This window comes from Vibrio sp. R11-SG3-ISO9 (genome assembly GCF_059834255.1).
In genome coordinates this window covers 195,802-212,408 of the sequence record NZ_JCBDGU010000043.1, presented here as the reverse complement: position 1 = coordinate 212,408, position 16,607 = coordinate 195,802, and the positions used below count along the sequence as shown (strand labels likewise).

Here is a 16,607-nt window from a genome sequence, read left to right as displayed (position 1 = left end):
TGAAGTTTTTCTTCTGTGAACTAAATTTATAGTACTGCCTTAGTGGAGGTGAAGTATTATGATTTGGGAAACTCTCGAACGTGTAAATAAACTTCGCAAGGAAGCAATGGAAGATCCAGATTTCTTGGATTCGGCAAAAATGCATGAGGAGTGGATATTGAACGAAACTCATCAGCCAACTAAACGAGGAGCAAAACCAAAGAAACCTAAAAAGCTTTCTGATATTTACGAACACACGGATTTTACGATTAACCCAACTGGAACAAAACATTAGTAATGACAAACCACGTTATGGTTCAACGATTTAAATGGTTAAGCAAGGTAGCCAACATAAACTAAAAAGCCACTTTCAATCAGCGAAAGTGGCTTTTTTATTATCAAGTGATTGTGTTCAGCGATTAGCTCTGAATCAAACTCAGCCCGCTTGGTAGAGCATCACCAAACACACGCTTAGATTCAATCTCCGAAAGCTCAGTGACTTCAGTTACCAGCGTTAGCCACGAGTCCGGCACTTTACTGCTCTTCAATTTCTCGACAACTTGTGCGCGGAAATCATCAGAAATATCGAATAAGCGGTCACCGGTCTTACGGCAAATCATCACTGCCGCAAAAGCGATCATTGGCTCTTTGTGCCAGTTCTGATCAAGTAGCTTAGGTAGCCATTGCTCCGCTTGCTCACGAGGAATGACGCTGTGTTGGCTACCGTACAGAGGCGTACGAGACGCCAAGCGACCCAGAGCCCACCAGTGCGCTTGCTCGAACTGATTATGGTTAATAGCTTTGTTGAGGAACCAAGTCGAAAGCAGCGCTTTGTCTTCTACTTCCAGTTGCTCTAAAGATGCGGCTAAACGAACCATAGACTCGTAGCCATGGTCTTGCGCATCTTTCGCTGATTTCGGATTCTTCATCGCCCCCGGGTGTAGGTACTTAGCAATATCTGCCAAAATGGTCTCTTGCTGCTCTTGGTTTAAGCCGCCCGCAACACGACGCCAGAATACCCACCAGTCCGTCCAGCCTTGGTGATTCTTAAACTGGATACCTTGCTGGTAAAGACCCCACAGCTGTTCCATACGCCATGAATCCGTTGGATCACCAAAACCGGGACGCATGGAATATCCAGCCAAGCGAAGCCAGTTTTTCTCGTGAGCTTCAGAACGACGGCGACGTTTTCTACCTAGTGAGAAGGTATCAAATAGGTGACGCAGGGTGGTGAAGTCCCATTCATCACGTTTACCTAAACGCTTTTCAAGATCTTTAGCGAGGGTTTTAATCTCTTTTGAATCGGCACTTTTCTTATTACCACTGTAGAGGCGAGACACAAGCTCTTTGCACTCTTCAAGGCGAGGATGTAACTTCTCTTGCTCAGTATCATCGCCTTGCTTATTGCGAACCTCAAACTCCAACGACCAACGCTGGCTGTCATCATTAACGCTCACACACTCCATTTTCAGTGTGCCGACTTCTGTTAATTGGCAAGCAAGCTGAACCTCAACACGCTCTTTCTGGTTAGCTTGAAGCTCTTTGTCATCCAAGCCTTCCAGCGTTGAGATATAAGGCGGTAACGGTGAAAAAAGATCCGCATCGACGTCAACCATCACGCCATTTTGAATCGCAGTATCGTGAGCGATCTGATCATGAGTGGAAGTCAGTAGGTTGAATCGTACTGGTTCGCCAAGAGTTAAAGAGAAACGACGACTGCTTAGACGAATCTCATGGCCTTCTTCGGTACCTTTAGCCAGTAGACAAAGTGCTTTGCCCATCTTGTTCTTTTCTTGTAGGTGCAAGAAGTAGGAGCGTGCGGCACCACCACCAATTTTAAGTTGTGCGCCACGTCGTGCTTTACCAAAGGCAACGGCACCCAAAGCGACTGACCAATCTGGATGCGGGTTATCTAATACGGTGATATCAGAGCCTTTCCAATCACTCATTAATTGAGTGATACGATCGGTCACCAAGTCACTGTTAAACACACCACCGTTCAATAGGATGGCTACTGGAATCGCAGGTGCAGACTCATCGTGCTCAATTGAAGAGTTTTCCAACGCAGCTTTCGAGACTTGTTGGTGCTGAGTTAGAAACTCGGCAATGTGTTTGCTTACTGCTGGATCAGCAACATACGGAAGACCAAACTCGACCACCGCACTGCGGCGTTTGTCTGGAACTTCATTAAAGTCAGAAAGAGGGAAGAAGCCTTCAAGAGCAATCTGGTGTACTTCGGCTTTGGTCAAACCAATACTCTTTGTACCACCAAGAAGTTTCGAACCACTACCCAGCATAGTGATTTTTACGTTATCTGGCGCTTGGCTCGAGAGTAGGCTCTCTTTAGCGCTACGAGTCTGCTGAATAAGCTTGGTTAGGCTAGAAGCGTTAAGCTTTTTCGTTTGGTTGAAACGTTGCTCAGCGAGGTGAGCTAGAGCCAAGTCCAGGTTGTCACCACCAAGCATTAGGTGTTCACCAACACCAATACGATCAAGGGCGAGTTCTGCTTCTGCGCCATTTTGAGAATTGAAGCGTGCTTCAATCAAACTTAAATCGGTTGTACCACCACCGACATCACACACCAAGATCAGAGGCAGTTGTTCAAGCTCTTGAGCAGCCGTTTGCTGGTGGCGTGCATACCAGTCGTAGCAAACTGCTTGAGGCTCTTCTAGTAGTAAGATCTTGTTAAGACCCGCCAATTGAGCCGCTTCTAAGGTTAACTTACGTGCAGTTTCATCAAACGATGCTGGCACAGTGACTACAACGTCTTGATCTTCTAGTTTGTTGCTAGGGTTGCGGTAGTTCCATGCTTGACGGATATGGTTGAGGTAGCTTGCACTCGCCACAACGGGTGAGACTTTATCAACGTCACTTGCACCTGCCCATGGCAAGATGTCCGAGTTGCGGTCTACAGCTTGGTGAGAGAGCCAACTTTTAGCACTGGATACCTGACGACCTTCAACTTTAGCGCCGAGTTCACGTGCCCATTCACCAACAATTACATTACTAATATCACCGGCGACAGGTTCAACGTCCCATGGAAGGGTAAGATCGTTTTGCGCAATCTGCCCTTGAGCTGGGTGATAACGGAAAGAAGGGAGTAGGGGTTTACGAACCACTTCGCCAGGGCCAATAAGCTGGTCGATGTCGAACAGAGAAACAGGGGATTGTTGTAAATCGTCGGTGATTTCACAGTAAGCCACCACAGTGTTGGTGGTACCCAAATCGATACCGACTAAGAAACGAGGAGATGCCATACAAAACCTTATTCTTCTTAAGTGATGACCAGTTTGTTGAAAGAGTTGGTCTTATTGTCGTAATTCTTAAACGTCATTCCCGATAAGAAGGTATTACATCAATCGTGATAAACAATTGAGTCGGGAATATCATCACTTTGGATTTCAATGTATCGGTTGAAAACAGATTCTCTAGGTTATCCGTATCAGCGGTAGAGAATCACGCTTTGATAAAATAACGGCACCCGCGAAGGTGCCGTTGAATCATTAAGCTTGCTCGTTTGAGTCTTGGTTCGAATCTTCACGAACGTCAAACTCAACGTGCCACTTCTGACCGTTATCAGTTGCGATAGCTTCTAGGTAAAGCGTACCTAACTCAGTGACGCGTGAAGCAAGCGTTACAGGAACGACTTCGCCTTCACGACGACCTTCAGACACAGGCAGAGTTACTTGGATCTCTGGTAGTTCTTCTAGATCTTCTGGTGCCCAGTGGTCAAGGTGAGTACCTGCTTCATCATCACGGCGTGTCGTTGAACCGAAGAATTGGAAGTGAACCGGTTGACCGATCACTAGGCCGAACTCTTGGCTTGGTACTTGAACGCTTGAGCCTTCTTCCATACCAAATGGTGCAACACACAGTGCTTCCATTGGAGGAGCCATACCCGGAATTGCTGGCATCGCACTTTCAATACCTACGTAGTAAGCAGAAGCGATACCACCGCGAATACGTACGCCTTGACCACGACGAACAGCGCCGTAGTAAGAAGCACCGCTTGCTACGGCAAGATCCAGATCCAGACCAGAAAGCTGCTTAGCAAATTCAGCGTCAGCGTTGATCAACCACTCATTGATCGTGTCTGAAAGGCGATCTGCCAGTAGGCTAGATTTCAGAACACCACCGTTGAATAGGATAGCCGTTGGCTTAATGAAGTCAGCAGCTGGCGCTTCCGCACCCGGCATGCCTGGCATGTTTGCGAATGGGTTGAAATCTTGCTGAGCCGTTTCTTCGCCACCTGATAGCGCATTTGCTTGCTTAGATAGGAAAGCCGCAATATGACGCGTAATACCCGCATCTTGAGCGTAAGGCAGACCCATTTGAGTCAGTGCACCACGTGTTTTCTGAACTGGGTGATCAGTTACAGCCACTTTAGGGAAGAAGCCATCAACCAGAGTTTGTTGTACTTCCTGTTGTGTCAGTTCAGTTTTAAGCGTTGCGCCCAGTAGCTTAGAACCACGGCTTGGAACAACGATTGGCACGGATTGTAGTTCAGCATCGTTTAGTAACGCTTCTTTTGCATCACGACATGCGTGTGTCATCGCTTGAACTTGCCAAGGAGCTAGCTCTTTACCTTCTTGTGCTAGCTTCATCTTCAGACGGTAAGCCAGCGCTAAATCCATGTTGTCACCGCCAAGTAGGATGTGTTCACCTACCGCGATACGGTTCAGAGTTAGGTTACCGTCGTCTTCAGTCACTTCAACCAAAGAAAGGTCAGTCGTACCACCACCGATATCGACAACAAGTACGATGTCACCAACTTCAACTTCGTCACGCCATTGATCGTTGCTGTTATCGATCCAGCTGTACAGTGCCGCTTGCGGCTCTTCTAGAAGTGTTAGGTGCGTGAAGCCAACGTTACGTGCTGCTTCTGCCGTTAAGTCACGAGCTGCAGGGTCGAAAGATGCAGGAACAGTAATGGTCACATCTTGCTCAGAAAGCGGGTGTGATGGGTTAGCGTGGTTCCAAGCATCTTTCAGGTGCTCTAGGTAAAGCTCAGTCGCTTTCAGCGGTGATACTTTTTCAACTTCTTCAGGGCTACCTGCAGGAAGGAAAGCATCACGACGGTTAACGCCACCGTGACATAGCCAAGATTTCGCGCTAGCGATTAGGCGGATTGGCGTTTTCGAGCCAAGGTTACGAGCAATCGCACCAACCAGTGCTTTTGGTTCTGTTGACCAAGGAAGAACGCGTGACGCTTCGTTCATCTCGTGTTCGTGCGGCTGGTATAAGAACGAGCCTAGTTGGCTGCGCGTTTCTACTGTACCCGGTGCAGTCAGCTGAGGGATTGGCATCACTTCAACTCGTGCATCTTCATTGGTTGTATCAATGAAAGACAGCACACAGTGAGTAGTACCTAAGTCGATACCTACGCTGTATTTGGCGCCTTGCTCTTGAGACGAAGCGTCTTGAGATAAATGGTTATGCTGGTCCATTATAGTTCTACCTCTGCAGGAGCAATAACAGATGCATCGTAGTTTTCAGCCAGTTTAGGTAGCTTCATTTCAGTCGCTTTCCAGCCTTTGTGAACAAGCGTACCGTTGAATGGTGCGCTACCAGTTACGTTACCTGTTAGACGAACTTCTTGTGGGTTGAAACCTTCAGCCACAGTGATGCGAGTCTCTTCGTCTTCGCTACGGATGTGAGATAGAGTTACGTAGTCGCTCAGTACTTTTTGGCCGCCAGTGTGGATAACACGTGCCGCAGCACCAACTTCTTCGTCAGAGAACGACGTTAGGTCTTCTTTTAGGAAGTCAATCAGGCGAGCTTCTTGTTGCATGATAGATAGAAGCTGCATTGCAGAATCCGTTGATGCTGTTGCTAGCTTAGATTCAACTTCTACTACTTTTTCGATAACTTTTTCAACTTCAACAACTTTCTCAACTTCTACGATCTTTTCAACCGGCTTTTCAACTTCAACAATTTTCTCTACTGGTTTTTCAACCACTTTCTCGACGACTTTAGATTTGCGAGATACAGCGATCAGCAGTAGTAAAACGCTTGATGCAGTTAGGCCTGCGTGAAGCATATCAAACGTTTGTGGGATAAGGTTTAAATCAAAGTTCATTGTGATTTCTCTTTAGATTGATTTAACGGTATATTCGCTTGTATAGATGAATATACTGGTCGGAAAGAAGAGTGATTTACCTTAGGGTAATTCAGTTTCTTTCAAGCTATAAATATGGGTAGATACTAGCATATTCAAGGTCTAAGAGCTTTATTTAATGTTTTTGATAAAGGGTTTTTTTGGTGTGTTAGCTTGAAAAGTAATCTGGATTTGTTGGTTTAATCACCATTAATGTCCGTGGTGTGTAAATAGTGTTAGTTATATTCCAGAATCATCCCTAAAGGGGAATAGAGACTGTTATATTGTCAGTGTATAATTTCGAAACAATTAACATGTTTTGGAAGCTCTATGCCGCATACTATCGACCCTAGGACTGGGTTGAAAAAACGAACGCTCCCGTTAATTACTTTTTTCGTCACGTTTTTAATAACGGTTTTGTGTTTCGTCATCGTTGCCATAACTCAAAGTCGATCCTTAAAGGCCAACCTAAACAGTTTTGCTGATCATCAAACTTTGAGTTTGAAAGCTTTCATCGATAACGATGTTGCCTATATTGGCTCTGGTGCAAATTTCTTTTACTCCAATGATCCCCAACATTGGGACAAGTTCGATCGTTTCGCAGAACAAACCATTAACGGATCTAAAAGTCTTATTGGTCTGCAGTGGATGCAAAAAGTCACAGCAGACGAAATGGAACAATACACAGCGAAAATGAAAGCGCTGTATCCTTCTTTTGAAATCTACACTATCCCTAAACATGGTCCTAAGACCTATGGCTATCTGCTAGAGGGTGAACCAGCGTTTATCGCGACTGACCTTTACCCAAATACAGAACCTAATAATCAAGTATTAGGGTTCTACTCCTCTCGTGATCGCTTTAAGCTCATCGTAGACAATATACGTGAGACTCGAGAGGCGAACATTTCGGATAAAGTACGACTACTGCAAGATGGCTTGAGTAGAGATTTACCTAAAACCGGTATGTTGGTGTACCACCCAGTGTTTGATGGTCACAGTGATGATTTGCTTGGTGTAGTAATTGGTGTGATCCGAACAACCTTCTATTTTGAAAACCTTCTAGCCTCCACCGTGGGGGATTTAGACGTGTATGTTCGTGTTACTGATCATGGCTTCGAAGCGGAAGATGCACCTCTATTGTTCGAGTCTGAAGGGTTTGAAAACGTCGATGGTCAGAGCATTACTAAGCATATTATGTTGACGAATCGACAGTGGACTATCGATTATAAGATCAACTCTTACATCTCTTTTAACGGCTATTTGGTATTGGCCGGTATCGCTCTAGTCGGGACTATGATCTCGCTGCTGTTGGCGTACATTGTGAATTTACAAGTACGTGAGAAAGAGCGACTTTCCCTAATGCTCGATAAGCGTACGGAAGAGCTCCGTTTTTATGCTAATCACGACAGTTTGACTGAAATTTATAACCGTCGTGCCTTTAACAAAATGCTCGACAGTGCCATAGATAGCGATACCCCCTTTACCCTCATCGGGTTTGATATTGATAAGTTTAAAGTGATCAATGATGAATATGGTCATCCTGCCGGCGATGCTTTGTTGGTGCACGTAGTGAAACTGATTTCAACCAGTCTTAAATCAGGCGACAATTTATTCCGAGTTGGCGGGGATGAGTTTTGTATTCTTTCTAGTATTACCGAGAGGGAGCAACTGTCGAGTTATCTAGACTGTATTCTAAATAAGGTGCGAGAAACCGTTTGTAAACACAAAGGTCAACAGCTTCATTGCACCTTGAGTATCGGTGCAACTATCCGCGTCAATGAGGGCATTGAAGAGACGCTTCAACTCGCCGACAGTATGCTTTATCAAAGTAAAGTCAATGGGCGAAACCAAGTGACGATTGCAGGTGATTTGAACACTTAGTTGCCTTGGGGTCGAGATCTTGAATAGGCTCAGGTACAATCCCTGCTTTAAAATTTTAGACGAGAGAATTAGGCAACGTATGAATCACAATCGAGTAGTCTGTTTCGATTTGGAAATGTGCTGTTGGAACGAAGATGGAGTAGGAACAACTGGTGAGATCATTGAAGTGGGTCTGGCTGAGATTGATCTGGCTTCAGGAGAAATCGTTAAACGCGCGCAGTACTACGTTAAGCCTGAAAAAGATGAAGTCTCTCTGTTTTGTGCTGAATTAACCGGTATTACCCCACGTAAAATCGAAAAGCAGGGCCGTCCATTGGCGTCTGTCGTTCAATCGATGATCAAAAATTTTGGTGGCCCCAATAAGATTTATGCAGCTTGGGGGCGTGATGACCTAATCCTACACAAAGAGTGTATTGAGAAGGGGATTGAACCTCCGTTTACCGAGTTCTTGAATATCGCGACCTTGTATCGCATTCAACATCGTCTCAAAGACAAACGCATCGGTCACAGAGCTGCTCAAGAAGCACAAAATATCGAATGGGAAGGGCGTCAGCACTCAGGGTATGTCGATGCATACAATCTCGCCAAGCTAACACTAACGATGCTCTAGAAATCAGTGTTACTCATTAGAAAAGCCATCATTACTCAATCAGTAATGATGGCTTTTTTCTTATTAGTTACTCTTTATAGGTTGGGATAGCGACTCTGTTACCACGTTTTCGATGGTGCTGGGTTAGAGTGCCAGTCGGTATGGGTAGCACCGCCACTTTCTACCCAAGGTGTAATGTCAGGATAAGCTTGGCTGGTGTCTGTTTTCTCGTATGGATGAGCCCAGTTTGCAGGGATATCCAATGCCCAAGGTAGACCCGCCTGAGTTTGATAGAACTCGTTATTCTCAACAACACTGTCATCATCACCTACGCCAAATATGCTGGTATTCGCAAGGTCAGTGTTCGGGTAGTTCATTAGATGAATCTCTTTGTTTCGAGAACCCACTTTGAAAATGAACGGGTTGAACGCTTTTGGTGCCAAGCTGCTCATAGAGCCATCAATGACTAGTGATGCGCTGTAATCTACCGCACTTCGGTTGTCACCTGCCTCAGTGTTATAGAAGTTAGAAGAGCCGCTAGCTGGCAACAGATCGCTCACACTGTCAATCAGCACGAAGACCATCTCGCCGCTGTGACCAGATTCAGGAGTCACTGTTGTGGTTACGCCGTCGATTGTACGAGTCAGTGTACCGACATCCGATGCTTCCAATCCAGCGAGAGATATGGCAAAGCTGTTGTTGTCAGCGGCACCACGCGCAACGGCTTGACCGTAGTAATCGAAGCGGGTGATCTCATTGCTCGCATTAGTGTAAACACCGTAAGCGTAGCGAGTGACGAAGTCATTCAGGTCGTAATCGCCTTCATAAGGCCATAGATCTTCGTACGCCAATGTATGCCATCCGGTCGTTGGTGTGCGGCTGTAGAAGGCGATATTCGGATCGTTTGGCGCATAGTCGTTGGCGTCAGCAACACCGTCGCCATCGCTATCACCAATCTCTGGCCAACTGATCTCTGCAAAGTTACTGATTAGACCGTTAGAGTCAACGGCAGTCACCTGTACTTTCCACAGCTCACCATTTTCAGTTTGATTAGCTGGTAGGGTAGCGCCATTGTTGTCATTCTTGCCAACGAACTCATCATCCACATAGAAACCTTGTCCAACATCGACAAACCAACGATAGGTATAAGTGACTGAGTCACCGTCTGGGTCAGCCGGGCTTGGGCCTGTTACTGATACCACTAGTGGGTCATTATCGCCTAATCCACTACTGCGAGATAAAGTTGGGGTGAATGGAGGATCGTTCTCGATCTCAGTATAAGTTACCGTCAATAAGCTGTAGTCGAGCGTGGTTAACCAACCGTCACCATTAACATCGATATCTAGGTCTACGTTAATTAAACCGTCGTCCAATGAAGCAAGCGGTAGATCGAATACAGTAGTAGACCAGTTGTTGTTGGTACCTTGTAGAAAGCCAGGGTTGAGCATAGTGCCATCGACGGTAACACTGTCGTACTCACCATTTTCACCATGGTGTGCTTCAGAATCCACATCGTAGGCATAAATTGTCAATGTCGCAGAGGTTACTTGAGCTCCAGCCGGAATAGAGATGTTGTGTTGCCAAGAGTAGTCTTCATTCTTGTTACTGTAGATCGAAAATCCGTATCCAGACGGTGCAACATAATGAGGAGAAGTACTGCTGGCATTGATCGTTTGGGTCACGGTCGTAGAGCCGTCACCGTTATCGACGGTTTGGTTGTCTGAAGCCGCTGCAAATACTTGATTGGAAAGGCCACACGCAGCGATGGAACCAGCTACAAGCAGTGATTTTTTCATATTATCCATAATATTCACTCCTTAATCTGCGTCTAAAACGATGTTGCAGCTGACGTACAGGTCATTGGCAATGTCTGTGGAATCAACTTGAGAGATACACTCATTACCACGAACAAGCGCCACCAACTTAATGCCTTGCCATGTGTCTAATAGGCTTAATGTGTTAGTCAGTTGGCCATCGCTATTCGTCATCCCCGTATAAAATGGTTGGGAGTCGGTACCGTCACTGCTCATGCTATACAGTTTTACGATGTGAGCACCGCGGATCGCTGCCGCCTCTCCGTCACGCTGTGAAACATCACTGACAACATTAATTGTCAGGTCTCGAGAAGTTGAGCCGCTCCATTCGAAAGAGCTCGGCACTGAAATATCTGAGAAACTCTGTGTTGCTGCAGGCGTTGATGTGCTGCCACCGCCTCCGCCGCCACCTCCTCCACATCCATGCAAGGTGAGAGCAACTGCTGTTGTTAATATTGTTGGAAGTAGCTTTCTCATGGTCGGTTCCCTTTTGTCCCTAAAAACCTAAATAGAGCAAAGAGGGTGCCAAAATTTAACTATATGAAAATAATAGATTTTATTGGTTTTTGTTATTTTGGGGATAGGAGAGCGAGTGAATATATCAATATGAGAATCAAAATGATGGAACAGTGAATTGCAGAAGTTGTAGAAACGGATTTAGGTGCATTTTTGTGGGGGGAAGGGGGCGATTAAGTTATCTATTTTTAATTAATATTAAAGATCGACTCGTGGTCTTTTTATCGTGAAATCCTATGTTAAGTTTCTCTCGCTTTTACAAGGGAGTGAGTATGAAAGAAACAATAATCAGACAATCGTTAAAGCACACACTCGGTGCTTTGATGTTAACGATGAGCAGCTTGGCTGTGGCTAAGCCAGTAGTGTTGATCAATACGTTTGTTGTCGATGCGGCAAGCGAAGAGGTAACGCTTGAGTATTGGGAGGCTGCGAGAGACATTCTTGAGCAACAACCGGGGTATATATCGACTAAATTGCACCGTTCACTCGATGATGATGCGACTTACCGTTTTATCAACGTAGCTCAGTGGGAAAGCGAGGACATGTTCAAAAGTGCCATAGCGAACATGAGAAAAGAGTTACCGCCGATGATGATTCAAGGCGTATCTGCTGACCCTAACCTATACCAGATTATACGAGACTAAGAGATGACGTCGATGCGATATACAACCCCTCTGACTTTAGCTTTTTTTAGCTTATTTTTATCTTTTAATATTAATGCAGCGGCTTTTGGCGTTGCTGTTGCGTGGAAAACCGATGATGCTCAAGCGGTGTTTGATGCAATGCCCAATCAAAAGAAAGCCTTCGCCAATTTGATTGATGCAGGTTTAATTCACGATATGTTTGTGAGCGAGAGCTTCATCGGTGACAAGTCGTTTCCTATCATTAAGTTCGTGATGGAAGCCAACAGTGAGCAAGAAGTTCGAAACACAATAGGTAACTTACCACTGCAATATAAAGAGTTGGCAGAGATCACCGAGGTGAGAGAGATCGGGAACAAGTGGCTAAATACCGACGTTGCCTTCACCAATTACGCCGTAGAACTGAGTTGGAAAAAGCCAGAAGATAAATTGCTGGTGGATAAGGTTATCGGTCGTGATCTACAGAAAATTGTTGATTGGAGTGCAACAAGCACCATTACCTCAGCGTATCTTTATAACAAAGACATTTCAGACTCAGCCGATGGTGAGACAAAGATGATTCGACCTGTTTACTCAATCGCAGTGCTCGCCAAAGATGAGGAGCACGCACGGCAAGTGGCGAATGAACTCGAAGCAGTTAAGCTAGGCTTTGCAGATATACATGTTAGCGAGCTGGGTTTTAAGCTAAAGCTTTGATTCCGATATAATATTTGCAAATGTGCTAATCTATATTGATTGGCACATTCGTTTTTCTACTGTATGGACAATAATAAAATTACCTTAAATGACTTAGTGCTTGAGCTTGATACTTGCACCTTACGAAGCACGACTTCTTCTCATCAAGTTAACCTCTCTTATTCAGAGTGCCTGATCCTAAATCTCTTGTATAAAGAGTCCCCGAAGACCATTAAGCGTGACGTTTTGCTCGAACAGTGTTGGCCTGGAAAAATAGTCACCAGCAGCTCGTTAAATGTTGCTATTAAAAACCTTCGTAATGCGTTGATTACATTGGATGCGCCATTCAAAGTCGTGACAGTGCAAAAAGAGGGCTACTGCATTCCAGCTCTTGATTCCTTAGCGTCGATTCCGACTACTGACGATACGGTAGCGAAGTTAGAAACTCACGCTGAAACGGCTGAGCTACCCGATACTCTCGAGTCTACCCAGAAAGTGGTATTTGGAATTGCTTTGGCATCGCTAGTGAAAGGAGCGCTCGGCTCATTGGTAGCTATCGGGCTTTTAACCACTTTTTCTCAAATGGCATTTTTCATGAATCATGAAACCATTGCAGGGATAGAGGTAGTTCATGATGACATTAAAATCATTAAGAAAGACGAGGTGCTTTTTGAGGAACTCTCAGAGCGAGGGGTAACTCGCGTGTATCTGCATGACCGAGGTGTTGGATGCAACAATATTCAAGCCGTTGCTTTAATGGACGGTCAGTGGGTAGAGATTACCTCTGAGTTTTTGTCACTTACTTGCCGCCAAGAGTCCTAGCATGAGACATTTTTTTCTACCAATTATCCTGGTTGTTGTTCTTATCTTATCGGTAGGATTGGTTTCCGGTATGTCCACCAATAACGCTTATCAGTTTAAGGTGACTTATGATGGCTTAGGGTATGAAGAGCTGACACTGCGCCTGAGAAATGGTCGTTCAAAAATGCACTACATTGGTTATGACCGAGAGGGTAAGGTGATTCATGCCAAGCAGTTCTTTGGTGTTTTCCTGCGTTGGGGGGATCATTACTATTTCTACCAGACCGAACAAGATCAGGCGTCTAACCCTCAGACATTTAATGTAAAAAACCTATTCATTCAGGAGCTAGAGAATAAACGTAGTGTTTTGGTATCAGACCAAAGAGGGCTGTTTATCCATAAAAATGGTGTCCCTCTGGAGCTAAAGGGCATTTTTTACGGACGTTCCCTCTCTAGTGATTGATGTTCCCTCTTTAGTGATTATAGATATCAAGACTAACTCATTGTTGGGTTAGTCTTCGACGCAATTGGGATATTAGGTGGTGTTGCATGAGGGATCGCGACAAGGCTACTCTTCGCCAAGCACGCTCAGTTTTGTCTTAATGAAATCGCTGTGGTCCACATAAAGCAGTTCTGCGGTTTTGCGGATCACCGCATCTTCCATCGGATCAATCTCACCGTCAGCATGAGCCACTTCCCACATCGCCTTAATTAAGTCGATACGCACCGGTTGTGATAGCTCTCTAAGTTGCGAAGTGAAATCATACAGAGACACAGATTGGTCAACCTGTGGCTGCGCTTTTTCAAGCAGTTGAGCAGCTTCTTCTTCTGTTAGACCTAGCAGGCGCTGAATCAGCATGAGTTTGGCTGCTTGCTCTTTCTCATCGATTTCGTGGTCAGCACCAGCGACTTCACACAGCAGGCTCGCAATCGCAATATTGGGCGATGCTTTCGAGGTTTTGCTAAGGTCTTCACCTTCAATCAGTTGTTTGAACAGTGAAGTAAGAGAATTAAACATAATAAGCTCCAATCTACGAAACAGGACTAAGTTGCACGCTCAACCGAATTGATAATATTGAGATATAGGTTGAACTAATACTATTAATATTGGGCTTACCTTGGTCATTCGCAAGTGGATTTACACTATGTTGACAAAACTATAGGTAGTTTGACGAGTCATTAGCCCTAATCAGGCTCTGGGAAACGAGTTACCTTTCCATCGCCACTCAAGGTAGTGATTGAAATAGGTTTTCCCGATTCATCGAGCTTAAGTTCACCAATCGCGCTGCGGTTTGAAAGGCGATAGAAGTTCTGGTTGTCAGGGCTTCTCTTCTCGATTCTCAAACGCTTACGTTTGGTGAAGTAGTTAAGTATTGAACGCGGGCTATACAGCAGGCGATCACATACGTCGCAGAACTTAAGCAGAGGTGCTGGGAACTCATTCTTGATGCCGCTACAAGTGATCTGATAGATGTTCGGACTGTTTTTGCGATAACGCAGCTTGATGTCGTAGGCAAAGGAGTAATGCACATCACCAGAAAGCACCACAAAGTTGGTCGGAGTCTTGGTATGGGTGAAAATGCTGATGAGGGTGTTAGCACTGCCTGGGTGGGCCATCCAGTTCTCCGCGTCAATGAGCAGCGGTTGGCCACAGGTAGTCATGATTTTCTGCAGTGCTTCGATAAACTTAACGCCAAACATCGGTGCAGCAGAGATAATGATTACCTTATCTTGATGCATGAGTTGATGTTGGAACTCAATCAGAGCTTCCCAATCCATCAAGCCTGACGGTTTGTTCATGCGTGATTCTGAACGCCAACGACGAGTACGAGTATCAAGCACAATCACCTTCGGTGATAGCTCGATGGTGTAGTGCCAATCTTCAAAGCGACTCAAGTATTCGACGAACGCTTGATGCGCTTGCTCGTCAATCTTGGGTTGAAGTGGCATAGGTTCAAGTGACTTGGCTTCTTGTGAGCTTTGAATCTCAAACACCGATTTAGCGTGCTCGATAAACACATCATTGAACTTCTCAGGCGCATTACCCCAACCTTGGCAAAGCCAGTAAGACGCGAGGCCATTACCAATCACTTGTGTTGCCAACTGGTTTTGCAACACCGCTTGTTCCCATCCGACGGTGAGATTCCAGTCATCGGTAACGTCATGATCATCGAAGATCATGTAGGTCGGGATGTGTGCGAGCAAGCGTTGCACCTGTGGCAAACCTGCAATGAAGTCGTTAATAACCTCAGTTTCATCGCGCCACTGTTGTTGCTCAAGTGGCGTTAGCTTTCTGCCACCTTGTTCGAAGTTGTTTTCAATCAGACGTTCACGGTTAATGCACTGCCAAAGAGTAGGTGACCATACCAACAGATACATAGCGACGAATTCAGACAATGTCACTAAATGGTTTTCACAATCGCGAGAACTGAATATAGGCACCTTGCGATTAGGGAACAGTTTGTCCAACAAAGAGTCTGACTGATTGTGATGTGGCAGATAGTGGTGGCGCTGGTAAAGGTGATATTCACTTTCAAACAGGGATTGGCTGTCATGAATATCATTAACCTGAGCGTCTGTCGGTAGGCGCTCATCTGGCAGGCCAAGCAGTTGGATTACTTGCCAAATGGCATCCAACATAGGGCCTGCAACGTGGTCAGCGTAAATCTGGTCGCCACTCATCATCAGCAAGTCAGGACGTTCTTGCGGCGCCTGTTTTTCTACTTTGCTGTCAGCCGCGACCAAACTGTCTTTGCTGGGATGGTGTGGATTGCGACAGGAGCCATGCAGAATGTAGTTCGACTCTTCAGACACTACAAACTCAACGCGTTGGCGATCGTTGTAAGTAAGATGTGGTGCTAGTGTTTTAAGCGTGCCTTGTTCCGTCTCGATATCGTACTCGAGTGGCGTATTGGTTGGAAATTCACCGTGAAGCTGGATAAGTGTTACCCAAGCTGAAACACCAATTCGCAAGCTTTGCTGCTCAGCCAACTTTGACTGATAAAACGCGTCATCTTGGTCGCGATGGTAGAGCGAAACCATACCTAAAAGCGGCTGACTGGTGACGACCCAGATTACAACCTCGTCTTTGGTCGTTTTACGCAGTATCGGGCCAGCAATAAGTAAGGGGAGTGTCTCAGGTGTCGAATGCTTCACAGTGTTCCTAAAATCGTGGTGGTGGACTATTCTTTAATTATATTAAGTCGTTATCTGGTTCGGGCGTCTCGAGTATTTCGATAACTTCCGAGCTAGAAAGTTCATGACCCATTAAAAATAGAGCCAGCATCGCGTCGGCTTTTGTTTTGGTGTCTGAAGGAGCATCAAGTATTTGTTCGAGTTTTTCTCGGATCATGGTAACTTCGTGCTCCACAAAACCACGACCTTCTTCGTCTCCTTGCGTTTCTTCAGGAGCATTATCAAATTGAAGAAACAACAGATCACCATCAAGCGTGGTGTCGACTAGTCTTTCAGGTAACCAAGCCTCTCCCATGACAACGTCAGGATCGGCATCGCTCGGAAGCTGGTTTATAATGTTTTGTAATTCGGAAACTTTCACAATACTTTAAATTGACCATAGGGTGATCTTCATTGTAACGGTCAATGACGATCAAACC

The 16,607-nt window shown here is 45.4% G+C and carries 14 protein-coding genes and 1 pseudogene; 7 read left to right on the top strand and 8 right to left on the bottom strand.

The window, feature by feature from the left end; translation table 11 throughout:
• Positions 1-58: 58 nt before the first annotated feature.
• Positions 59-274, top strand: coding sequence for a hypothetical protein (locus AC6R05_RS14565; RefSeq protein WP_032548757.1), 216 nt, complete (start codon positions 59-61; stop codon positions 272-274).
• Between the two features lie 124 nt (positions 275-398).
• On the opposite strand, the gene AC6R05_RS14560 is transcribed toward AC6R05_RS14565, so the two are convergent.
• The 3 genes from AC6R05_RS14560 to AC6R05_RS14550 all read right to left on the bottom strand — a co-directional run bounded on the left by AC6R05_RS14560 (position 399) and on the right by AC6R05_RS14550 (position 6,058).
• Entirely contained in the window at positions 399-3,236 is a 2,838-nt protein-coding gene (locus tag AC6R05_RS14560; RefSeq protein WP_500647810.1) for an Hsp70 family protein, read from the bottom strand.
• Between the two features lie 246 nt (positions 3,237-3,482).
• Complete coding sequence (locus tag AC6R05_RS14555; RefSeq protein ID WP_500647809.1) at positions 3,483-5,426, bottom strand: Hsp70 family protein; 1,944 nt, start codon at positions 5,424-5,426, stop codon at positions 3,483-3,485.
• Positions 5,426-6,058, bottom strand: a complete 633-nt coding sequence (locus AC6R05_RS14550; protein WP_032548760.1) for a DUF2760 domain-containing protein — start codon at positions 6,056-6,058, stop codon at positions 5,426-5,428. Before AC6R05_RS14550 ends, AC6R05_RS14555 begins: the two co-directional genes overlap by 1 nt.
• 348 nt (positions 6,059-6,406) lie before the next feature.
• Here AC6R05_RS14550 and AC6R05_RS14545 point away from each other — a divergent pair, with 348 nt between their 5' ends.
• Together AC6R05_RS14545 and AC6R05_RS14540 are read left to right on the top strand one after the other, a co-directional pair.
• Positions 6,407-7,957, top strand: a complete 1,551-nt coding sequence (locus AC6R05_RS14545) for a sensor domain-containing diguanylate cyclase (protein WP_500647808.1) — start codon at positions 6,407-6,409, stop codon at positions 7,955-7,957.
• A 79-nt stretch (positions 7,958-8,036) separates the two neighbouring features.
• Entirely contained in the window at positions 8,037-8,567 is a 531-nt protein-coding gene (locus AC6R05_RS14540; RefSeq protein WP_032548762.1) for a 3'-5' exonuclease, read from the top strand.
• A gap of 98 nt (positions 8,568-8,665) precedes the next feature.
• Here the strand turns inward: AC6R05_RS14540 and AC6R05_RS14535 are convergent, their stop codons facing one another.
• Positions 8,666-10,351, bottom strand: coding sequence for an LruC domain-containing protein (locus tag AC6R05_RS14535; RefSeq protein WP_500647807.1), 1,686 nt, complete (start codon positions 10,349-10,351; stop codon positions 8,666-8,668).
• A gap of 12 nt (positions 10,352-10,363) precedes the next feature.
• Positions 10,364-10,837, bottom strand: a complete 474-nt coding sequence (locus AC6R05_RS14530) for a hypothetical protein (protein WP_500647806.1) — start codon at positions 10,835-10,837, stop codon at positions 10,364-10,366.
• A gap of 362 nt (positions 10,838-11,199) precedes the next feature.
• Between AC6R05_RS14530 and AC6R05_RS14525 the strand changes: the two genes are divergently transcribed.
• From AC6R05_RS14525 to AC6R05_RS14510, 4 genes are all read left to right on the top strand, one after another.
• Entirely contained in the window at positions 11,200-11,520 is a 321-nt protein-coding gene (locus AC6R05_RS14525; RefSeq protein ID WP_500647948.1) for an antibiotic biosynthesis monooxygenase family protein, read from the top strand.
• A gap of 12 nt (positions 11,521-11,532) precedes the next feature.
• Complete coding sequence (locus AC6R05_RS14520; protein ID WP_500647805.1) at positions 11,533-12,213, top strand: hypothetical protein; 681 nt, start codon at positions 11,533-11,535, stop codon at positions 12,211-12,213.
• A gap of 63 nt (positions 12,214-12,276) precedes the next feature.
• Entirely contained in the window at positions 12,277-13,014 is a 738-nt protein-coding gene (locus AC6R05_RS14515) for a winged helix-turn-helix domain-containing protein (protein WP_500647804.1), read from the top strand.
• A 1-nt stretch (position 13,015) separates the two neighbouring features.
• On the top strand, positions 13,016-13,456 hold the full coding sequence (locus tag AC6R05_RS14510; protein WP_500647803.1) for a hypothetical protein: 441 nt from the start codon (positions 13,016-13,018) through the stop codon (positions 13,454-13,456).
• A 105-nt stretch (positions 13,457-13,561) separates the two neighbouring features.
• Here the strand turns inward: AC6R05_RS14510 and AC6R05_RS14505 are convergent, their stop codons facing one another.
• From AC6R05_RS14505 to AC6R05_RS14495, 3 genes and pseudogenes are all read right to left on the bottom strand, one after another.
• Positions 13,562-14,011 carry a tellurite resistance TerB family protein gene (locus AC6R05_RS14505; RefSeq protein ID WP_032548770.1) on the bottom strand — a complete coding sequence of 150 codons (450 nt, stop codon included), beginning with the start codon at positions 14,009-14,011 and terminating at the stop codon, positions 13,562-13,564.
• A gap of 167 nt (positions 14,012-14,178) precedes the next feature.
• Positions 14,179-16,149: a metallophosphoesterase family protein gene (locus AC6R05_RS14500; protein WP_500647802.1), complete on the bottom strand. Its 1,971-nt coding sequence runs from the start codon at positions 16,147-16,149 to the stop codon at positions 14,179-14,181.
• A 58-nt stretch (positions 16,150-16,207) separates the two neighbouring features.
• Positions 16,208-16,604: pseudogene (locus AC6R05_RS14495) on the bottom strand (VC1380 family protein); the annotation flags it as partial.
• Positions 16,605-16,607 lie beyond the last annotated feature (3 nt).

Coding starts and splice junctions, on each gene's coding strand:
- AC6R05_RS14565 (WP_032548757.1), top strand. CDS start 59: ATGATTTGGGAAACTCTCGAACGTGTAAATAAACTTCGCAAGGAAGCA.
- AC6R05_RS14530 (WP_500647806.1), bottom strand. CDS start 10,837: ATGAGAAAGCTACTTCCAACAATATTAACAACAGCAGTTGCTCTCACC.
- AC6R05_RS14520 (WP_500647805.1), top strand. CDS start 11,533: ATGCGATATACAACCCCTCTGACTTTAGCTTTTTTTAGCTTATTTTTA.
- AC6R05_RS14525 (WP_500647948.1), top strand. CDS start 11,200: ATGTTAACGATGAGCAGCTTGGCTGTGGCTAAGCCAGTAGTGTTGATC.
- AC6R05_RS14505 (WP_032548770.1), bottom strand. CDS start 14,011: ATGTTTAATTCTCTTACTTCACTGTTCAAACAACTGATTGAAGGTGAA.
- AC6R05_RS14550 (WP_032548760.1), bottom strand. CDS start 6,058: ATGAACTTTGATTTAAACCTTATCCCACAAACGTTTGATATGCTTCAC.
- AC6R05_RS14535 (WP_500647807.1), bottom strand. CDS start 10,351: ATGGATAATATGAAAAAATCACTGCTTGTAGCTGGTTCCATCGCTGCG.
- AC6R05_RS14540 (WP_032548762.1), top strand. CDS start 8,037: ATGAATCACAATCGAGTAGTCTGTTTCGATTTGGAAATGTGCTGTTGG.
- AC6R05_RS14555 (WP_500647809.1), bottom strand. CDS start 5,426: ATGGACCAGCATAACCATTTATCTCAAGACGCTTCGTCTCAAGAGCAA.
- AC6R05_RS14515 (WP_500647804.1), top strand. CDS start 12,277: ATGGACAATAATAAAATTACCTTAAATGACTTAGTGCTTGAGCTTGAT.
- AC6R05_RS14545 (WP_500647808.1), top strand. CDS start 6,407: ATGCCGCATACTATCGACCCTAGGACTGGGTTGAAAAAACGAACGCTC.
- AC6R05_RS14560 (WP_500647810.1), bottom strand. CDS start 3,236: ATGGCATCTCCTCGTTTCTTAGTCGGTATCGATTTGGGTACCACCAAC.
- AC6R05_RS14510 (WP_500647803.1), top strand. CDS start 13,016: ATGAGACATTTTTTTCTACCAATTATCCTGGTTGTTGTTCTTATCTTA.